The sequence below is a fragment of the Gordonia sp. 852002-51296_SCH5728562-b genome (genome assembly GCF_001665475.1).
Classification (GTDB): domain Bacteria; phylum Actinomycetota; class Actinomycetes; order Mycobacteriales; family Mycobacteriaceae; genus Gordonia; species Gordonia sputi.
The window spans coordinates 29,085-46,564 of the sequence record NZ_LZMI01000054.1; the positions used below are offsets into that span (position 1 = coordinate 29,085).

The 17,480-nt window shown below is 66.3% G+C and carries 17 protein-coding genes; 6 read left to right on the top strand and 11 right to left on the bottom strand.

Translation table 11 applies throughout. The annotated features are described in order from the left end of the window. Positions 1-215 precede the first annotated feature (215 nt). Positions 216-1,967, top strand: coding sequence for a type VII secretion protein EccE (gene eccE / locus A5766_RS09115; RefSeq protein ID WP_064904323.1), 1,752 nt, complete (start codon positions 216-218; stop codon positions 1,965-1,967). A gap of 38 nt (positions 1,968-2,005) precedes the next feature. On the opposite strand, the gene manA is transcribed toward eccE, so the two are convergent. The 3 genes from manA to A5766_RS09130 all read right to left on the bottom strand — a co-directional run bounded on the left by manA (position 2,006) and on the right by A5766_RS09130 (position 4,956). After that, positions 2,006-3,271, bottom strand: coding sequence for a mannose-6-phosphate isomerase, class I (gene manA, locus A5766_RS09120; protein ID WP_064904325.1), 1,266 nt, complete (start codon positions 3,269-3,271; stop codon positions 2,006-2,008). After that, positions 3,271-4,392: a hypothetical protein gene (locus A5766_RS09125; RefSeq protein ID WP_064904327.1), complete on the bottom strand. Its 1,122-nt coding sequence runs from the start codon at positions 4,390-4,392 to the stop codon at positions 3,271-3,273. The genes manA and A5766_RS09125 overlap by 1 nt, the downstream gene beginning before the upstream one ends. A 75-nt stretch (positions 4,393-4,467) precedes the next feature. Next, positions 4,468-4,956, bottom strand: a complete 489-nt coding sequence (locus A5766_RS09130; protein ID WP_082965482.1) for a DUF3499 domain-containing protein — start codon at positions 4,954-4,956, stop codon at positions 4,468-4,470. Between the two features lie 215 nt (positions 4,957-5,171). Between A5766_RS09130 and A5766_RS09135 the strand changes: the two genes are divergently transcribed. Then, positions 5,172-5,648, top strand: a complete 477-nt coding sequence (locus A5766_RS09135; protein ID WP_064904390.1) for a metallopeptidase family protein — start codon at positions 5,172-5,174, stop codon at positions 5,646-5,648. A 99-nt stretch (positions 5,649-5,747) separates the two neighbouring features. Here the strand turns inward: A5766_RS09135 and A5766_RS24670 are convergent, their stop codons facing one another. After that, positions 5,748-6,002: a WhiB family transcriptional regulator gene (locus tag A5766_RS24670; protein ID WP_231894589.1), complete on the bottom strand. Its 255-nt coding sequence runs from the start codon at positions 6,000-6,002 to the stop codon at positions 5,748-5,750. Between the two features lie 597 nt (positions 6,003-6,599). Between A5766_RS24670 and cofD the strand changes: the two genes are divergently transcribed. From cofD to A5766_RS09155, 3 genes are read left to right on the top strand one after another with little or no spacing between them, the layout of a single operon-like run. Next, entirely contained in the window at positions 6,600-7,646 is a 1,047-nt protein-coding gene (gene cofD, locus A5766_RS09145; protein ID WP_064904333.1) for a 2-phospho-L-lactate transferase, read from the top strand. Next, the gene (locus A5766_RS09150) at positions 7,643-9,022 is read left to right on the top strand and encodes a coenzyme F420-0:L-glutamate ligase (RefSeq protein WP_064904335.1); all 1,380 of its coding nucleotides are present in this window, start codon (positions 7,643-7,645) and stop codon (positions 9,020-9,022) included. Before cofD ends, A5766_RS09150 begins: the two co-directional genes overlap by 4 nt. After that, complete coding sequence (locus tag A5766_RS09155) at positions 9,019-9,597, top strand: NUDIX hydrolase (protein WP_064862905.1); 579 nt, start codon at positions 9,019-9,021, stop codon at positions 9,595-9,597. The genes A5766_RS09150 and A5766_RS09155 overlap by 4 nt, the downstream gene beginning before the upstream one ends. Positions 9,598-9,621: 24 nt before the next feature. On the opposite strand, the gene glgC is transcribed toward A5766_RS09155, so the two are convergent. Next, positions 9,622-10,836 (bottom strand): glucose-1-phosphate adenylyltransferase, encoded by a 1,215-nt coding sequence (gene glgC, locus A5766_RS09160; RefSeq protein WP_039855631.1) that lies wholly within the window; start codon positions 10,834-10,836, stop codon positions 9,622-9,624. A gap of 113 nt (positions 10,837-10,949) precedes the next feature. On the opposite strand from glgC, the gene glgA reads away from it, so the two are divergent. Next, positions 10,950-12,116, top strand: coding sequence for a glycogen synthase (gene glgA, locus A5766_RS09165; protein WP_197501393.1), 1,167 nt, complete (start codon positions 10,950-10,952; stop codon positions 12,114-12,116). Here glgA and A5766_RS09170 read toward each other — a convergent pair. The 6 genes from A5766_RS09170 to A5766_RS09195 form a co-directional block, all read right to left on the bottom strand. Continuing rightward, on the bottom strand, positions 12,095-13,009 hold the full coding sequence (locus A5766_RS09170) for a putative RNA methyltransferase (protein WP_331710682.1): 915 nt from the start codon (positions 13,007-13,009) through the stop codon (positions 12,095-12,097). The two genes, glgA and A5766_RS09170, sit on opposite strands and share 22 nt — an antisense overlap. Beyond that, the gene (locus tag A5766_RS09175) at positions 13,006-13,173 is read right to left on the bottom strand and encodes a DUF3117 domain-containing protein (protein ID WP_004019232.1); all 168 of its coding nucleotides are present in this window, start codon (positions 13,171-13,173) and stop codon (positions 13,006-13,008) included. The genes A5766_RS09170 and A5766_RS09175 overlap by 4 nt, the downstream gene beginning before the upstream one ends. 115 nt (positions 13,174-13,288) lie before the next feature. Continuing rightward, the gene (locus A5766_RS09180; protein ID WP_064862906.1) at positions 13,289-13,672 is read right to left on the bottom strand and encodes a DivIVA domain-containing protein; all 384 of its coding nucleotides are present in this window, start codon (positions 13,670-13,672) and stop codon (positions 13,289-13,291) included. 36 nt (positions 13,673-13,708) lie between these two features. After that, on the bottom strand, positions 13,709-14,752 hold the full coding sequence (locus A5766_RS09185) for a glucosyl-3-phosphoglycerate synthase (RefSeq protein WP_064867178.1): 1,044 nt from the start codon (positions 14,750-14,752) through the stop codon (positions 13,709-13,711). Continuing rightward, a complete protein-coding gene (gene folP / locus A5766_RS09190) occupies positions 14,749-15,624 on the bottom strand; it encodes a dihydropteroate synthase (protein WP_005207359.1) in 876 nt (291 codons plus the stop codon). Before folP ends, A5766_RS09185 begins: the two co-directional genes overlap by 4 nt. A gap of 72 nt (positions 15,625-15,696) precedes the next feature. Further along, positions 15,697-17,472 (bottom strand): long-chain-acyl-CoA synthetase, encoded by a 1,776-nt coding sequence (locus A5766_RS09195; RefSeq protein WP_064904337.1) that lies wholly within the window; start codon positions 17,470-17,472, stop codon positions 15,697-15,699. Positions 17,473-17,480: the final 8 nt, after the last annotated feature.

Sequence of the window (17,480 nt, forward strand, 5' to 3'; positions counted from 1 at the left end):
CCTGGCCTGCGCAACATCACGACGGCTGACCGACGCGGTAGTAGCCTAACCGAACCAGACATGCACAAAACCGGCAATCCGGCATCACGTCTTCGGCTGTGGACAACATCCGATTCGACGCGCGCGGGCTCGCAAAACGCTCTACTACTGGGTGATACGTGTGCGAGGCGGCCGGCACACGGGCTGGTACAGGTTCGGGGAGAGGGAGCTACCACATGGCGTTCGACACGGGGCCGTCCACGCGCTCACGGCTACCCGGATTCGCGACGCTGGTCGGGATCGAGGCGCTGTTGGCCGCCGGGTTCATCGGCTGGTGGGCCGCGGGCGGCCGAGCGGGGGTCATCGCACTCGGCGCGGCGGCGCTCACGGCGGTGACACTTGTACCGATCGCCGGTCGACATTCTCTGGCGGACAACATGATCCGTCGACTCGGCTTCTATTGGTCCCGGGCACGGCGTAGTCTCGCCGAGCTCGCACCCGCACCATTCGACGTCCCGACATCAGGTCGCAGGCAGCGCACCTCCTCGTTGGGTGTGCGCGCAGAGGATGGCCCCATCGGTGTCCGCTGGGCAGGCGGCACGATGATCACCGTCCTGAGGGTCTCCCCCACACGCTGCACGCCGACGTTCCTCTCCCCATTCGGATGCGAGACGGCCGAACCGGAACTACCGCTGGCGACCCTCGCCGGGTGCATCGACCCCTTCGACATTCCGCTCTCGTCGATCGACGTGATCAGCCACGGCGTACGGGTTGGTGGCGTCGGACAGGCGGCCGCGATCTACGAACGCACCCTCGGCCCACTTCCCGCGACAACGCACCGCAATACCTTCGTCGTCCTACGACTCGATCCGACGCAATGCCCCAACGCGGTTGCCCGCCGCGGCGGAGGCAGGACCGGCGCCCTGCGCACCGCGACCATGACCACGCGACGGGTTGCGCGCCGACTCCGCGAATGCGGGCTCGTCGCCACCCCGCTCACCGCCACCGAGATACGTTCGCTCACAGAGCAATTGACTCCCGGCTCGGATCTGGACTCGATGAGAGAAGAGTGGTCGCAGGTCACAGCGGGACGAGTCCGTTTCCGCACCGCGGCCATCGACCCCCGCCACCTACCGCGACTGTTCGGCACCGCCTGCCCCGGGGCGCTCGCGACGACGCTCACCCTGACCCTGTCCCACGGACAGGACGGCAAGCTCCGGGTGCGCGCGCTGATGCGCGTCGACGACGCCCCGGGCGCCGGACGCGTCGTCGACACCTGGCCAACGGGTGCCACGCCGCTCGATGGACGGCAGTTCGACGCCCTCGCGGCATCACTCCCCTATGCCGCCACGCATCGAGTGCACCGCGGGCTGCACGCGACGTCGGGCGCACAGGCCCACGCATTGCTCGACACTCTCCGGATACAGGTCAGCGGCTGCGGTCAGTTGATCGGCGCCGATCACACAGGTCGTGCGGTCACGTCGCGACTGTTCGGCCCCGGCATATCAGAGGTCGCCCTGATCGGTGATGCGCGCCTTGCCGCACAGATCGTGCTGCGGATCGTCGCGACCGGCGGCGCAGTCACAGTGCACACCTCGCGTCCGGATGGGTGGCAACATCTCGTGGCGCGCGTCGGCGATCATCACGTACTGAGTTTCGCCGATCCACACGGCGACCTCGACGGCGGCGGGCGGATTCACCTCTTCGACGGCGTCGCACCGCGCCCAGTCTCAGCACGTGCGACACGAATCGTCGTCACCAACAATCAGGCGACGGACGACGAATCCTCCACCACCGCAATGGAAGCGACTGCGGTCGAAGTGAGACAAGATCCCACACAGCCGCACGACGTGACGCTGCGAACGGCTGATGCCTGCGTCCGGGTCACGATGGTCGCGACTCCGGAGGAGTCGCGATTCAGCGACCAGATGGCAGGGCAGCCTATGCCCTACCCCGGGCGTCCCGACCGATCTGGACTACTCGTCTGACAACAGCTTGTGTGTGACTGATCTATTTCTCTGACGCGCTATTTCTCTGACGCCGGCCCTGCGGGATCGTTGACCGGGACTCGTGCGCGAAAGAACAGTGCCCGACTCGACGACGCACGCACGACGACATCCGGGTCACCATCGGGAATCCACGCCGCGTAACCAGACGAGACCGACAGCGGCGTGTCGCCCGGTAGCCGCGCCTCGATGGTTCCACCGAGCGCGGCAAGGATCTGCGGACCGGGCATGTCGAAGCAGATCGACGACGGCTGGTGCAGACCCGTGCCCTCCAACTCGACACGCGAGAGCCGGAATTCGGGCGCAGGCGTCAGGTAGATCCGTTCGGTGCCGACCGTGCGGATGCGCGGCTTGAGATCGTCGGCGTCGACCGGGCTGAAGTCGAGAACACGCAACAGCTCGGGCACGTCGATGTGCTTGGGGGTCAGGCCGCCGCGGAGCACATTGTCGGAGTTGGCCATGATCTCGACACCGGTGCCGCTGAGGTAGGCGTGGAGTACCCCGGCGGGCAGGTACAGCCCTTCGGTTGGCGACAGGTGAATCCTGTTGAGCAACAACGACGCGAGTACCCCCGGGTCGTTGGGGTAGATCTCGCCGAGCTCGAGCGCCGTGCGCAGCTCCGGGCCGAACCGCGATGCCGCGTTCAGCGCGTCGACCGCTCCGGTGAGAACGGCGGGAACGAGGGTGCGCAACCGCGATTCCGGCAAGGTGAGCCACGTGGTGAACACCGCGCGCAGCCCTTCGGCATCCGGTTGGCCCGCCAGCATCCCGAGATAGGGGTCGAGTTCTGAGACCTGCAGTTCGCGTAGCAAGTCGATCGTCTGCGCGGGGTCACGAAAGCCCGCCAACGCGTCGAACTCGGAGATCGCGACGATCAGCTCCGGCTTGTGCGAGGCGTCCTTGTAGTTGCGCGTCGGCGCATCGATGGGAATCCCTGCGGCCTCTTCGCGCGCGAACCCTTCACGGGCCTGCTCAGCACTGGGATGAGCCTGCAGCGACAACGGTTCGTCAGCGGCAAGTACCTTGAGCAAGAAGGGAAGTCGTTCGCCGAACCGATCTGTTGTCGCAGCACCGAGTGCCTGCTGCGGATTGGCGTCGATCACGTCGAGCAGCGTGCCTTCCGGCTCACCGTCGCTGCCGAGGACCGTCGCAGGTCCCTCGGTGTGTGCGCCGAACCAGAGTTCGGCCTCCGGGTGCGGCGAGGGAACCGGCTTCTGCCGCAGCGACGCGATAGCCGTTCGCGATCCCCAGGCGTACGGGCGGACCACTCCGTCCAGCAGTTTCATCAGTCTCCGATTCCGGTCAGGCGCAGATACACCGCGGCGATGTCGACGCGTAACGCGAGAAGCACGTAGCCGACGAGGTCGGCGGGTCCGTCTGCGAGGTCCTCCGGCCCGACAGGCCCAGCCGGGTGCGCCGCGGGATCGGCATCGTCGACCTCGCCGAACACCGCTTCCGCATCCGGAATACCGACGATCCTGCGCTCGGCAAACCACTGCCTCGACGCCGTCGTGACCGCGAGCACGCGCGGCGGTTCGGCTGCCAATGGACCGTCGATCTGCGGGTCGTGGAAGATCGAGTCGACGGCGGACGCGCCCGAAGCACTCCAAGACTGCAGCGAAATACTCGCGACGGCATCGATATCGGCTGTAGCGCAGACCTTTCCGGACAACGCGAGAAGTGAGTTGGCGTTCCGTGCGGCGACCACCGACGCAGCCGGACTGTCGCCCGTCCACACAACTCGACGATCTGACAGTCGAGCTGCCAGCAGTTTGGCGCGGTTGTGGAACGTCTCGCGGGCGGGATGATCTGTCGCCGCCTCGTCGTCGAGTGCGTCGGCAATGTCGCCCACGAGCGGCGCCGGACCGGTGAACCGCACATCGGAGAGCGATGCGAATACCGCCAACAGCGCCGCGACGTACGCCGCGAATCGGAACCGCGGATCGACGCGAAGACGAGGCGAAAGGTCAATTCCACTGCCGCCCAGCGCATCTCCCAACGGCCCCTCGATGGGTGCTGCGACGACGACCTCTGCGCGTCGACGCCGCGCCCGTGCCGCGGCATCCGCGAGTGCCATGTCGGCCGCGTCGTCGCCCGCGACGACAACCACATCGAGTGGACCAACCCAGCCCGGCAGAGCGGGCGCGGAGACGATCGGCACATCGACGCGGGTGGCGGCGCAGGCCACGACGAGCGCGACGGCGTCGCGGGCGACGCTCGACACGCCGTGCACGATGACAACACTTCGGGGCCGCAGCGCCGCCAACGGTTCGAGGACGCCCTCACGCATGGCTTCGGCAACGGCACGCACCTGCGCACCCGTCAACGCCGCCGCCTGCAGCAGACCCTCGGAGTCGCCCGCAATCAGATCGTCGACATCATCGAGGTCGGCGGTATCTGTACGCATAGGGTCAGCCTAGCGACGCATGGCGTTGCTGCCCACACACAGCCATATTCTGACCCACCAGATCTCGCGGGCGCGTCAGTCGACCGGGTCGGGCAACACACGAAGATGCCCACGCCTGCCGGGGCGCGGCTTCACCGCGCCGCTTCGGCGAGCAGCGTCGGCCCCGGAACGCACATCGGGACCCGAACGCACATCGGTCGTCGACGTACCCGCACGATGACGACCCGCGTGAACGTCGTCGAACGCCTCCTGGTCGAAACCGGGCGCGCGTCCCACAGCACCTGCGATTCCGCGTGCACCGACCTCACGCACGGCCTCGGCAAGGGCGGTCAGTTCGTAGTCTTCGGCGACCGGCGCCGAGAATCCCCGCTCACTGCGCAGCATCTCCCACCCGCGCGGCACCGTGATGCGGCGCGCGTGCTCGTCACACAGATCCCATGAGTGCGGCTCATCCGACGTGGCGAGAGGACCGATGACCGCCGTCGACTCGGCGTACACAAAGGTCAGGGTCGCCACCGCCGACCGGGAGCAAGCCGGGCGGCAGCATTGTCGGGGAAGCTTCACAGCAGAAAGGTTAGTCCCACGCCCCGGCGAACGGTGAGGCGACACGCGGCGCGGGGTCGGACACGCGGCCCGGGCCCGACACGCGGCACCCATCTCCGACGCGACAGCGGACGGTGGAGACTTACAATCTCGGCATGCGTATCGAACGGCGGCGCGCCACGCGCGATCGAAGCCAGGCTTCGCCGGTGCGCTCCTCGGAGAACCGGGTGTCCGATATGCGGCTCTCGGCCGTCCGCGCGGCGCGTCGAGCACGTCGCGACCGACGAGGCCGGGGTCTGCGCTCACCGCTGCTGCCGCAGGGAGTGCCGGCGTGGCGCAGCAAGTCGGACGAATTCGACACGGTCGTCCTCGAGGCGTTCGCGGAGATAGATGCACGTTGGCACGATCAACTCTCGGGACTCGACATCGCTGTCGACGAGATTCCGCGTCTTCTCCCGCGTGACCCGGAAACCGTTCAGTGGCCCGACGAGGTGACAGCCGACGGCGCCGTTCCGCTTGCGCGGTTGATGCCCGCAGGGGTCGATGTACACGGAGCGCCGACCAGGGCGCAGATCATCCTCTTCCGCCGGCCACTGGAGAGCAGGGCGAAGAAGGGCGAGGACCTACTCGACCTCGTTCACGAAGTCTTGGTACAGCAGGTCGCGACACACCTCGGACTCGACGAGGACATCATCGACCAAGGACCCGAGTAACCGAACTCGACCGGTCTACCGGCAGACGGTGTCACCAAAGATCGGGCCACCAGAGGACCGGGCCATCAGAGGACGGGGCTACCGGGGTGCGACCGATCGTCAGATGATGCCGCGCTTGAGGCGTCGACGCTCACGCTCGGAGAGTCCGCCCCAGATTCCGAAACGCTCGTCATTGTTCAAGGCGTACTCGAGGCACTCGGCCTTCACCTCGCAGCCCTGGCAGATGCGCTTCGCCTCTCGCGTGGAGCCACCCTTCTCCGGGAAGAAGGCCTCCGGATCGGTCTGCGCGCACAGCGCGCGATCTTGCCACTGATCTTCGATCTCGTCGAACAAGCCCTCGAAGTCGTTGGGCACCAAGGAAAGATGGCGCCGCTGCGAGTCCTCCTCAGCGCCGAGTGACACCTCAGGTGTCCCGATGAATGAATCATCAACGGGCCCAAGGGTTGTGAAATTCGCATCCCCACTCAACGGGGACGCGATCTCTGAATGTCCGTGTGGTTCAAGGGGATTGCCGATCGCGTTGTCGAATGCCATCGTCGGCGCCTCCTGCCTGGGAAGTCGTTGTTCTCTGTCGTCACGGCGGCGCGGCATCGGTGCCACACCACCACTCATACCCGTACATTCTCGATCTTCACCAAGTGTCCGGCGCGACCTGGCACCACCACGGTGTCGGATCAACCTTTCCGAATTCGAACACGTGATCGAACTTCGTTGCGATGCACCGATTCTCGATCTCGAACCAGAAATGACACTGATGTGATTAGACACGCAAGAGACGTGTCCGGTCAAGTTGAATCGAAATATTCCTTAATACCATCGACTGACAAAAACTCCCCGTAAGACACGAGTTGTGTTGCGGGGACACATCAATGTCACATCGGACGCGAATGGCGGGCGCAGCGTCGTGGTCCATGATATCGATTCGATCCGGACTCACTAGAGTGGGTCGTTGTGAAGGTGACGGTACTCGTCGGCGGTGTCGGCGGCGCACGATTTTTGTCCGGAGTTCGCGAACTGCTCGGTCCGACGCCGTTTCCCGACGCCGCGGGCGACGCGGCGTCGAGCAGCGGAAACGAGATCACCGCGGTGGTCAACGTCGGTGACGACGCGTGGATGCACGGCGTGCGCATCTGCCCCGATCTCGACACCTGTATGTACACGCTCGGCGGCGGAATCGACCCGGAGCGCAGTTGGGGTCGAGCCGACGAGTCGTGGCACGCCAAGGAGGAACTGGCCGCCTACGGCGCAGATCCCGACTGGTTCGGACTCGGCGACCGCGACCTTGCGACGCATCTGATCCGCACCCAGATGCTCGACGCCGGATACCGGCTCTCCGATGTCACCGCCGCGCTGTGTCGGCGTTGGCAGCCCGGCGTGCGACTGCTTCCCGCCACCGACGAACGTCACGAGACACACGTCGTCGTCTCCAAACCCGATGGGCGCGAAGGCGAGCGCGTCGCGATCCACTTCCAGGAGTGGTGGGTTCGTCATCGTGCGCAGATCCCGACGTTCGGGTTCGCGCAGGTCGGGTCCGACGACACCGCGCCCGCACCGGGTGTGGCCGAAGCGATTGCAGACGCCGACATCGTCCTGCTCGCACCGAGCAATCCCGTCGTCAGCATCGGCGCGATCGTCAGCGTCCCCGGCATCCGAAGCGCGTTGCGCACAACGTCGGCACCCGTGGTCGGCATCTCCCCGGTGATCGACAATCGACCGCTGCGGGGAATGGCCGACGAGTGCCTGTCGGTCATCGGCGTCGAGTCCTCCGCAGAGGCGATCGCCGCCCACTACGGGGCCCGCAGTGGCAACGGAATCCTCGACGGATGGCTGATCGCCGAGGGCGACACCGCAGACGTCGACGGCATCGCCATCGGAACGGCACCACTGCTGATGAGCGACCCACAGACGACCGCCGTGATGGTCCGTGACGCATGCGCCCTCGTCGGCGTCGACATTCCGCACCCCGCCCGCCCCGACGCCACCGGAGACGCCCGATGACGGCCGACGACAGCGCGGCATCGCAAGTCGGGGTCCTCCGCGACCACCGCGCCCCCGCGGCTCTGGAGATCATCCCGGTCACCGGTCTGCCCGAGTTCGACGCCACCACCGACCTCGCAGCGGAGATCACACGCCGCGCCCCGTGGTTGCGTAACGACGACGTCGTCGTCGTCACCAGCAAGGTCTTCTCCAAGACCGAGGGTCGGATGATTCCGGCACCCACCGATCCCGACGAGCGTGATGCCCTGCGGCGCAGGCTCATCGACGCCGAGTCGGTGCGCGTCCTCGCGCGCAAGAACCGCACGTTGATCACCGAGAACAAACTCGGCCTCGTGCAAGCCGCTGCGGGCGTCGACGGCTCCAATGTGCCCACCGACCAGATCGCCCTGCTCCCCGAGGACCCCGACGGCAGCGCACGACTGTTGCGCGAAGCCATCGCGAGACTCACGGGTCACCACGTCGCGGTCATCGTCACCGACACGATGGGCCGCGCCTGGCGTACCGGTCAGACCGACGTCGCCATCGGCGCGTCGGGAATCGCCGTGAGCCACCCCTACGAGGGAGGCGAGGATTCGTACGGCAACCCGTTGATCGTCACCGACATCGCCGTTGCCGACGAGATCGCCTCTGCCGCAGACCTGGTGAAGGGAAAGCTCGACGGCGTACCGGTCGCGGTGGTGCGGGGGCTTCGCGTGCACGACGACGGCTCGTCGGCGGCCCAGCTCGTCCGACCGGCCGATGAGGACCTGTTCCGCCTCGGGACCGCCGAGGCGATCGACCAGGGCAGGATCGAGGCGATCAGAACCCGGCGATCGATCCGGTCGTTCTCAGAAGAACCCGTTGCGCCCGAAGATCTCCGAGCCGCATTCGCCGACGCGTTGACCGCGCCTGCGCCCCACCACACGCATCCGTTCCGCTTCGTCTGGGTACGGTCACGCGAGCGTCGTGTCCGCCTCCTCGATGCGATGGGTGACGCGTGGCGGGCCGACCTCTCGTCGGACGACAAGTCACCGGAGTCGATCGCCAAGCGCGTGGGGCGCGGCCAGATACTCTACGACGCACCGGAACTGGTGATCCCGATGCTCACCGGCGACGGAGCGCACACCTACCCCGACTCACGTCGCAACGCCGCAGAGCACACGATGTTCACCGTCGCCGCGGGCGGCGCGGTCGCGAGCCTGCTCGTCGCGCTGTCTGCCCGCGGACTCGGCAGTTGCTGGGTCGGGTCGACGATCTTCGCGCCGGATGTGGTGCGTCGCGAGCTCGACGTCGACCCATCGTGGGAACCGTTGGGCGCCATCGCCATCGGGCACCCCGCCGAGCCACAGCAGCTACGCGAGCCGGCCCCGACCGACAAGTGGGTGATCGAGCGATGAGCGCTGATTCCCTGCACTCGTCGGCCGTCGAACTTCTTCGGTCATGGAATACCCAGGCGCCCGAACAGGATTCGCTGCGCCACGCCTATCTCGCATTCCTCGACGCGCAGCCGGACGCGTGTCTACGACGCAGCGTGCCCGGACATGTCACCGCGTCGACGATCGTGTTCGACGCCACGCACACCCACGTCCTGCTGACGCTGCATCCGCGTGTGGGCAAATGGATTCAGCTCGGTGGGCACTGCGAGGAATCCGACAACTCGATCGCCGACGCCGCACTGCGCGAAGCACGCGAGGAGTCGGGAATCGACGACCTCACGCTCGGCGCATTGGCGCAACTCCACACCCATCCCATCACCTGCTCGCTCGGCGTGCCGACCCGACACCTCGACGTCCGCTTCGCCGCGGTCGCGCCGCCGCAACCGGGTGGCAAGCTGCCGCACTTCGACATCAGCTCGGAGTCGGACGACCTGCGCTGGTGGCCCGTGGACGCGCTGCCCCACGACGACGGCACCGAGATCGAATCCCTCGTCACCGCCGCGCTGGCTCAGCTCGCTGCCCGACAGCAGGGTTGAGAGCGCCCTGCCGCGGGCGTGCGCTCAGATGCGGATGCCCTTGCCGACGGTGACCACCTCGCCGTTGCTGACGGCGAAGCGGTCGCGGTCGGCCGCGAGGTCGACGCCGACCTGCCCGCCGTCGGAGACGACGACGTTCTTGTCGAGAATCGCATGCCGCACAACGGCGCCCTTGCCGATCCGCACGCCGGGCATCAACACACTGCCCTCGACGATCGCGCCGTCTTCGACGTGCACGTTCGCAGAGATGACCGACTGCGAGACCGTCCCACCCGAGATGATGCTGCCGCCGCCGACGACGGAATCCTGCGCGGAGCCACCCTGTACGAACTTGGCGGGCGGAACGTTCAGCGACTCGGCACGTATCGGCCAGTTCTGGTTGTACAGATTGAAGACCGGGTGCACCGACACAAGATCCATGTGGGCGTCGTAGAACGCGTCGAGCGTTCCGACGTCACGCCAGTAGCCCTTGTCGCGTTCGGTGGCCCCGGGAACCTCGTTGTCCTTGAAGTCGTAGACATAGGCCGCCTTGCGGTCGACGAAGCTCGGGATGATGTCGCCACCCATGTCGTGATCGGAGTCGGCATCGGCCGCGTCCTTGATGATCGCCTCGACGAGCGCATCCGTCGTGAACACGTAGTTGCCCATCGACGCAAAGGTGACGTCCGGATCGTCAGGCGTCCCGGGCGGATCGCTCGGCTTCTCCAGGAAGCGCGTGATCTTGCCCGAGTCGTCGGAGTCGATGACACCGAAGGCCGACGCCTCGACGCGCGGCACCCGAATGCCTGCGACGGTCACTTCGGCACCGGACGCGATGTGAGCCTCGACCATCTGCGACGGATCCATCCGGTACACGTGATCGGCACCGAACACGACGATGTACTCCGGCTGTTCGTCGAAGATCAGGTTCAGCGACTGGTAGATCGCGTCGGCACTGCCCGTGTACCACCTGGGACCGAGACGCTGCTGCGCCGGGACGGGCGTGATGTACTCGCCATGAAATCCTGATGTCCACCAGGTTTGCGAGATGTGACGGTCGAGTGAGTGCGACTTGTACTGTGTCAGCACACAGATTCGCTCATACCCCGCGTTGACCAGATTCGAGAGCACGAAGTCGATCAGCCGGTACGCACCGCCGAACGGTACGGCGGGTTTGGCGCGGTCCTTGGTCAACGGGTACAGGCGTTTTCCCTCGCCACCGGCGAGGACGATTCCGAGAACGTGCGGCTGCGATCTCACACTCCCAACTTAACCGCCAACCACCAGTGGGGCCATACGAATCGCGGGTCCGTTCTCGAGCGATTCCACATGTGAATGGCGAACTCCGACGCATGGCGCTAGCGTCAGGACCCATGAGGGTGGCGATGATGACGCGGGAGTATCCACCCGAGGTCTACGGCGGTGCGGGAGTTCATGTCACCGAACTGGTCCGGCATCTCCGAAGTCTCGTCACCGTCGACGTGCACTGCATGGGCGTCCCCCGAGACGACGCCTTCGTCTACTCCCCCGACCCCGCACTGGCCGACGCCAATCCGGCGCTGTCGATGCTCTCGACGGATCTTCGGATGACGCAGGGAGCGGCAGGCGCCGACATCGCGCACTCGCACACCTGGTACACCGGTACCGCCGGGCATCTCGCCGCTCGCCTGTACGACATTCCACACATCCTGACCGCCCACTCCCTCGAACCGTTGCGGCCCTGGAAGGCCGAGCAACTCGGCGGTGGCTATCAGGTGTCGAGTTGGTCGGAACGCAACGCCGTCGAGTACGCCGATGCCGTCATCGCGGTGAGTTCGGGCATGCGCGCCGACGTGGTGAACGCCTACCCGCGGTTGGATCCTGAGCGAGTTCACGTGGTGCGCAACGGAATCGACACGACGCTGTGGTATCCGGTCGAAGAGCCGTACAACCAGGAGTCGACACTGGTGCGCCTGGGAATCGACCCGTCGCGTCCCGTCGTCGCGTTCGTCGGGCGCATCACGCGCCAGAAGGGCGTCGGACATCTCATCGCCGCCGCACATCATTTCGATCCGGCGATCCAGCTCGTCTTGTGTGCAGGCGCGCCCGACACACCAGAGATCGCAGCGCAGACCGAGGCCGCCGTGGCCGAGCTCGCCGCCGCGCGAGACGGAGTCCATTGGGTGCGAGAGATGCTGCCGCTACCTCGTATCCGCGAGATCCTCACCGCGGCAGATGTTTTCGTGTGCCCATCGGTGTACGAGCCGCTCGGAATCGTCAACCTCGAGGCGATGGCGTGCCAGACGGCTGTTGTCGCGTCGGCCGTCGGCGGAATCCCGGAAGTGGTGCGCGACAACGTCACCGGACAACTCGTTCCCTACGACCCCACCGATGCCGTCGGCTTCGAACGCGGAATCGCCGAGGCCGTCAACGACGTCGTGGGCGATCCGGCGGCAGCCACCGCGATGGGTAGCGCAGGACGCGAGCGCGCCGAATCCGAGTTCTCGTGGGACTCCATCGCCGAACAGACACTCGACGTCTACCGGTCGACGCTGGCCTGACACACCGTGACCGTCACGGCGACGGTGACCGGGGTGGTCGACGATCCCGGCGCGAATGCGTGTGCGGCACGCTCGATCTCGTCACGATCGCGATGGAAGGCCGTCGGACCCATGGCCACGAGGTCGGCGATCGTCGACGCCGGCACGTCACGGCGGTCGCGAATCACCGTGTGCTCGACGATATTGAAACGCTCACCGACTGCGGCGGAGATGGCGTCGGACTTGTCGGCAGCGACCGACAGCATCGACATCGGCTCGATCAGCTCGCCGAGGTGATCGGGCGCCGGCGTGACGATGATCCACCGCCCACCGCGGCGCAGAATGCGCGCGGTCTCGTCGACGTTGCGCGGCGCGAACACCGACAGCACGACGTCGGCGCAGTCGTCGACGAACGGGAGATCGCGCCAGACGTCGGCGACGACGGCACCGCCGGGAATCCTACGCGTCAACGCGCGGGCACAGTATTTCGAGAGATCGACACCAACACGGCGAGAGTGCTCGACGCCGCCCAGCGCGGCCGAGAGGTAGTGTCCCGGTCCGGCACCCAGATCGATGATCACCGGTGCATCCGTGTGCACCTGCATGCCGGGAACTAATGCTGCTGCGGCCTGGGCGACCGCGTTCACGACAGGATCGAGAACACCTGCGTCGTGGACTCGCAGGCGTGCCGACACCATGTCGGCGGTGTCGGACTTGAGCGAACCGGATCGGCCGCCGAGCAACGATACGTAGCCCTGCTTGGCGATGTCGAACGAGTGTCGGAGCGGGCAGAACAGGCGCCTGCCGGGTTCATCGACGGTGAGACGCTCTCCGCAGACCGGGCAGCGGAGCAGGTCGGCGATGTCGGCGACGGATCCCGCACGTCCTGGCTGCGCCCGTGGCTCCTGAGTCAGCCGGTGACCCCGCGCAGCTCTTCACCCAGCGCCGCGGCTTCGTCTGCGGTCAGTTCGACGACGAGACGGCCGCCACCCTCGATAGGAATGCGGACAACGATCCCACGCCCCTCCTTGGCTGCTTCCAGGGGTCCATCCCCAGTACGTGGCTTCATCGCCGCCATTTCGCAAACTCCCTTCAGAGTTCTCCTCGCCGTGGTGGATCCGACGACAGCGCACGGCTGCCGTGTCAATGATACGTGTTCACTGAATCGGCCCGACCGACGGACGCGCAAACGGTTAGTCGAGGTCGTCCTGCGACGTCGAATCCCCCGCACGCGCGGCGTGCGTGGAGTCGTAGACCGACCCGCTCTCGGCCGACACCGGTTCGGCGGCGTCGCGCGCCTGCAGGGTGAGCACCACTGCACGCAGCTCGTCGATCTCCGCGGCAAGCCGCTCGAGAGCCCAGTCCACCTCGCGCGGCTTGTAGCCGCGCACCGTCTGAGCGAAGACAAGGGACCGCACATCGTCGCCTGCGATACCCGCGGCGGGCAGGCGGGTCAGGGTTGTGTCGTCGTCGATCGGGGGCAATTCTTCTCCCCGACCGAACACGAACCACACGACAGCGAACACGGCGGCCACGACCACCACCATGATCAGCAGGTAGAGCAACAGCGTCTGCATGGAGAGAAGTCTATGACCGCCGTGCCGACGCTCAGATCAGCTGGCCATCTCCTCGGCCGTCGCGTCGGCGCCGCGAACGGTGTTCATCGGCGGACGATCCTCGAGATAGAGGTCGGTGGTGTGCGGGGTGAAGGTGCCGTCCGGCTCCGCGGTGAACTGGGTGAGCCCGGCCCCTGAGTCCTCGATGCCGCATCGTCGCATCAACGTGCCGACGATCTGCCTGCTCATGACGCCCAACTCGATCAGCGGGCGGTTGCGATGTGTGCGGACACCCAGATTCACCTGGCCGATGCCGGGCAGTCCATAGCGGTCGTAGGTGTCGATCAGCAGTCCGATCTCGACTCCGTACCCCGGCGCGAATGGAACGGCCGAGAGCAACTCCCGCGTGCCCGCGTACTCGCCGCCCAGCGGCTGGAGCACTGCGGTCAGCTCGGGTTTCTGCGATGCGAGCAGCGGCCGGGCCACCAGTTCGGTGACTCGCCCGCCACCGTTGGCGTCCTGGGTTGCTCCTGTCCGCAGTGGACGCCGGTAGTAGCCCTTGACGAGGTGGATCTGCGGGTTGACCAGGAGCGGTCCGAGCATCTTGGGCACGAACATCGGGTCGGGGTCGATGAGGTCGGAGTCGACGAAGGCGATGAGGTCGCCGGTGACCGCGGCGATGGACCGCCACAGCACCTCTCCCTTGCCCTTCACCGGCTCGAGTTCCGGTACGGCCTCCTCGCGGGTGATGACCCGGGCACCGGCGGCGATTGCTCGCTCCGCGGTGGCGTCGGTGGACCCGGAGTCGAGGACGACGAGTTCGTCGACGAGCGTGCCGACGAGAGGCCTGATCGTCGCGATCACATCGGCGACGGTCTCCTCCTCGTTGAGCGCGGGCAGGACGACAGACACCGTGCGTCCCTGTTTGGCAGCCACGAGTTCTTCGATGGTCCAGTCCGGCTGTTCCCACGTGTGCGTACTCGACCACGACTGTTCCTCGCCGATGGCGTCGGCGGGGGTCGGCCACATGGCTGTGCGGTCGCGGTTGTTTGAAGCGGTCGCCCTGTGGCGAGCTTGGGTTCGACGTACCTGTTCGGTCATGCGAGTCCCCTGACTGTTCGGGCGGGTGGCCGTGTTCCCGCTATTGCAGCGACCATGTCGACCACGCGACGCGTGGCGGCGACCTCATGGACGCGAAAGATCCGAGCTCCGGATGCGGCGCTCAATGCTGTCGCGGCCAGTGTCCCCTCCACTCGTTCGTCGAGGTCCACACCCAGAGTCTCCCCCACGAAATCCTTGTTGCTCAGTGCCATCAGCACTGGCCAGCCTGTATTAACAAGATCTTTTACGTGGCGTAACAGGAGCAGCCCGTGGTGAGTGTTTTTGCCGAAGTCGTGTGTCGGGTCGATAACGATTGAGTCGCGGGCCACGCCCTGCGCTTCGGCCGCTTCGGCCGCCCGGGTCACCTGGGCGATCACCTCTGCCACCACATCGGTCGGTTTCTCGCCGTAGGCGACGCGATGTGGCCGCGTGCGGACCTCCATGCCGCCGGTGTGTGAACACACGATCCCGGCACGCCGTGCCGCGGCGACCTTCACGAGATCGGGATCGGCACCCGCCCAGGTGTCGTTGATGAGGTCGGCCCCCACAGCGCACGCCCGATCGGCCACTTCCGCGCGCCAGGTATCCACACTGATCAGCAGATCCGGGTAGCGCTCACGGATCCACTCGACCATCGGCACGACCCGCTCGGTCTCGGTCGCGGCGTCGACCTCCTCGCCGGGACCCGCTTTCACGCCACCGATGTCGACGATGTCGGCACCCTCCGCCACGACCTGCCGAATGCGTGCCTTCGCCGCGTCGTCGGAGAACGACGATCCGCGGTCGTAGAACGAATCGGGCGTGCGGTTGACGATGGCCATCACCAGGGCCCGATCGGCAGGCACGGGCCTGCCGCACAGGGTCGCGTTCATGGGAGCCAGCGTAGCGATCGCCGCGGATCACAGACCGTCGGCGACCGCCTGCGCCGGCGGTTCACTGCGTGTTCAGTTCTTGGGCACCTTGGCATTCGCCACGTCGTCGGCGTAGCCGTCGTAGTACTCGACGTAGCCCTCCGAGCGGCCCTTGAGCACGTAGAGCGGATCGTCGCCGGTGTCGGTGTAGCCCTCGTCACGGAGTTCGACCTTGCGGTTCTTGAATGTCGACGTCGCCTCGAGATGGTCGACGACGCGCACGAACAGCGGGATCGCATACGACGGCAGTGCGTCGTAGAGGTGTGCCGCGAGCTCCTTGCCGTTGAGCTCACCTCCGTCGCGGAGGGTGATCGCACCCATGCCCGCCTTGCCGTCGGCTCCGGAGACCTCGACCCCGAACACGACGGACTGGCCGACCTGACCGAACCCGTCGAGACCCGCCTCGACCTGCGTTGTCGCAACGTTCTCGCCCTTCCAGCGGAACGTGTCACCGAGGCGATCGACGAAAGCGATGTGGAAGAAGCCCTGATCGCGGACGAGGTCGCCCGAGTTGAACCACTCGTCGCCATCCTTGAACGCATCGCGGACGATCTTCTTCTCGGTCTCCGAGGGATCAGTGTAGCCGTCGATCGGGACGCGGTCATTGATGCCGGAGATCAGCAATCCGATGCCGCCGCGCTTGACCTTGGTCAGTCGGCCGTCGGCGTTGCGCTGAGGCTTGCCCTCGTCGTCGTACTCGACGATCGCGTACGGCAGTGGGCAGAACCCGGCGGTGCGCTCGACGCTGAAGGCATTGACGAAGACCAGGTTGAGTTCGCTCGCGCCGTAGAACTCGACGATGCGCTCGATACCGAAGCGTCGCTGGAACTCGTCCCAGATATCGGGGCGCATGCCGTTGCCGACGATGAGCCGGACGTCGTGTGCGCGGTCGGTCGGCTTCTCGGGCTGGGCGAGCAGGTACCGGCAGAGCTCCCCGATGTAGCAGAACGCCGTGGCGCGATTGCGGATGACGTCGTCCCAGAATTTCGACGCCGAGAAGTGCTTGCCGATCGCGATGCAGGCGCCCGCCGCGAGGACAGACGAGAGCGAAACGCTCAGCGCGTTGTTGTGATAGAGCGGCAGCGGAACGTACATGGTGTCGCTGTGCTTGAGGCGGACGGCGAGCCCACCGATTCCGGAAAGGCTTGCCAGCCAACGGTTGTGGCTCATCACGCTCGCCTTGGGCATGCCCGTCGTGCCCGAGGTGAAGATGTAGAACGCCTCGGTGGAGGCAGGCAGGTCCGCGGTGACCGAGGGGTTGGTTTCCGGTTTCCCGTCGGCTTCCTTCTCGAACTGCTCGAAGTCGTAGACATGCGTCGGCAGCGCGTCGGCGTCGATGGACTCGAGGGCCTCGCTGCAGTCGGGATCGAAGACCAGGACACGTGCGCCGAGCAGCTTCACACTGTGTTCGAGAACGTCGCCGCGCTGGTTGTAATTCAGCACTCCGGCGATCGCACCGAGTTTGACCGTCGCGAGCATGAGCAACAGGTCCGTCGGGCAGTTCTTCGACAGGATCGCGACGACGTCGCCCTTGGTCACCCCGTCCTCTTGGAGCACCCCGGCGAACCTGTTCACATGCCGGTTGGCCTCGCCGTAAGTGATGGTCTTGCCCTCGAAGCGGATGAACGGACGCTCCGGATGATCGGCCGCACGCTTGGCGAAGATCGAGCCGATCGTGCGCTTGGCATCGGGCGGGCGCCTGATCAGACCCGGCGCGTTCTTGATCATGCCGACGGCGTCGGGAGCCATCTTGGCGACACCCTTCAACACGTCCGATATTCCGACAACCTTGGTGGCGTCACCTGACATCTATTTCC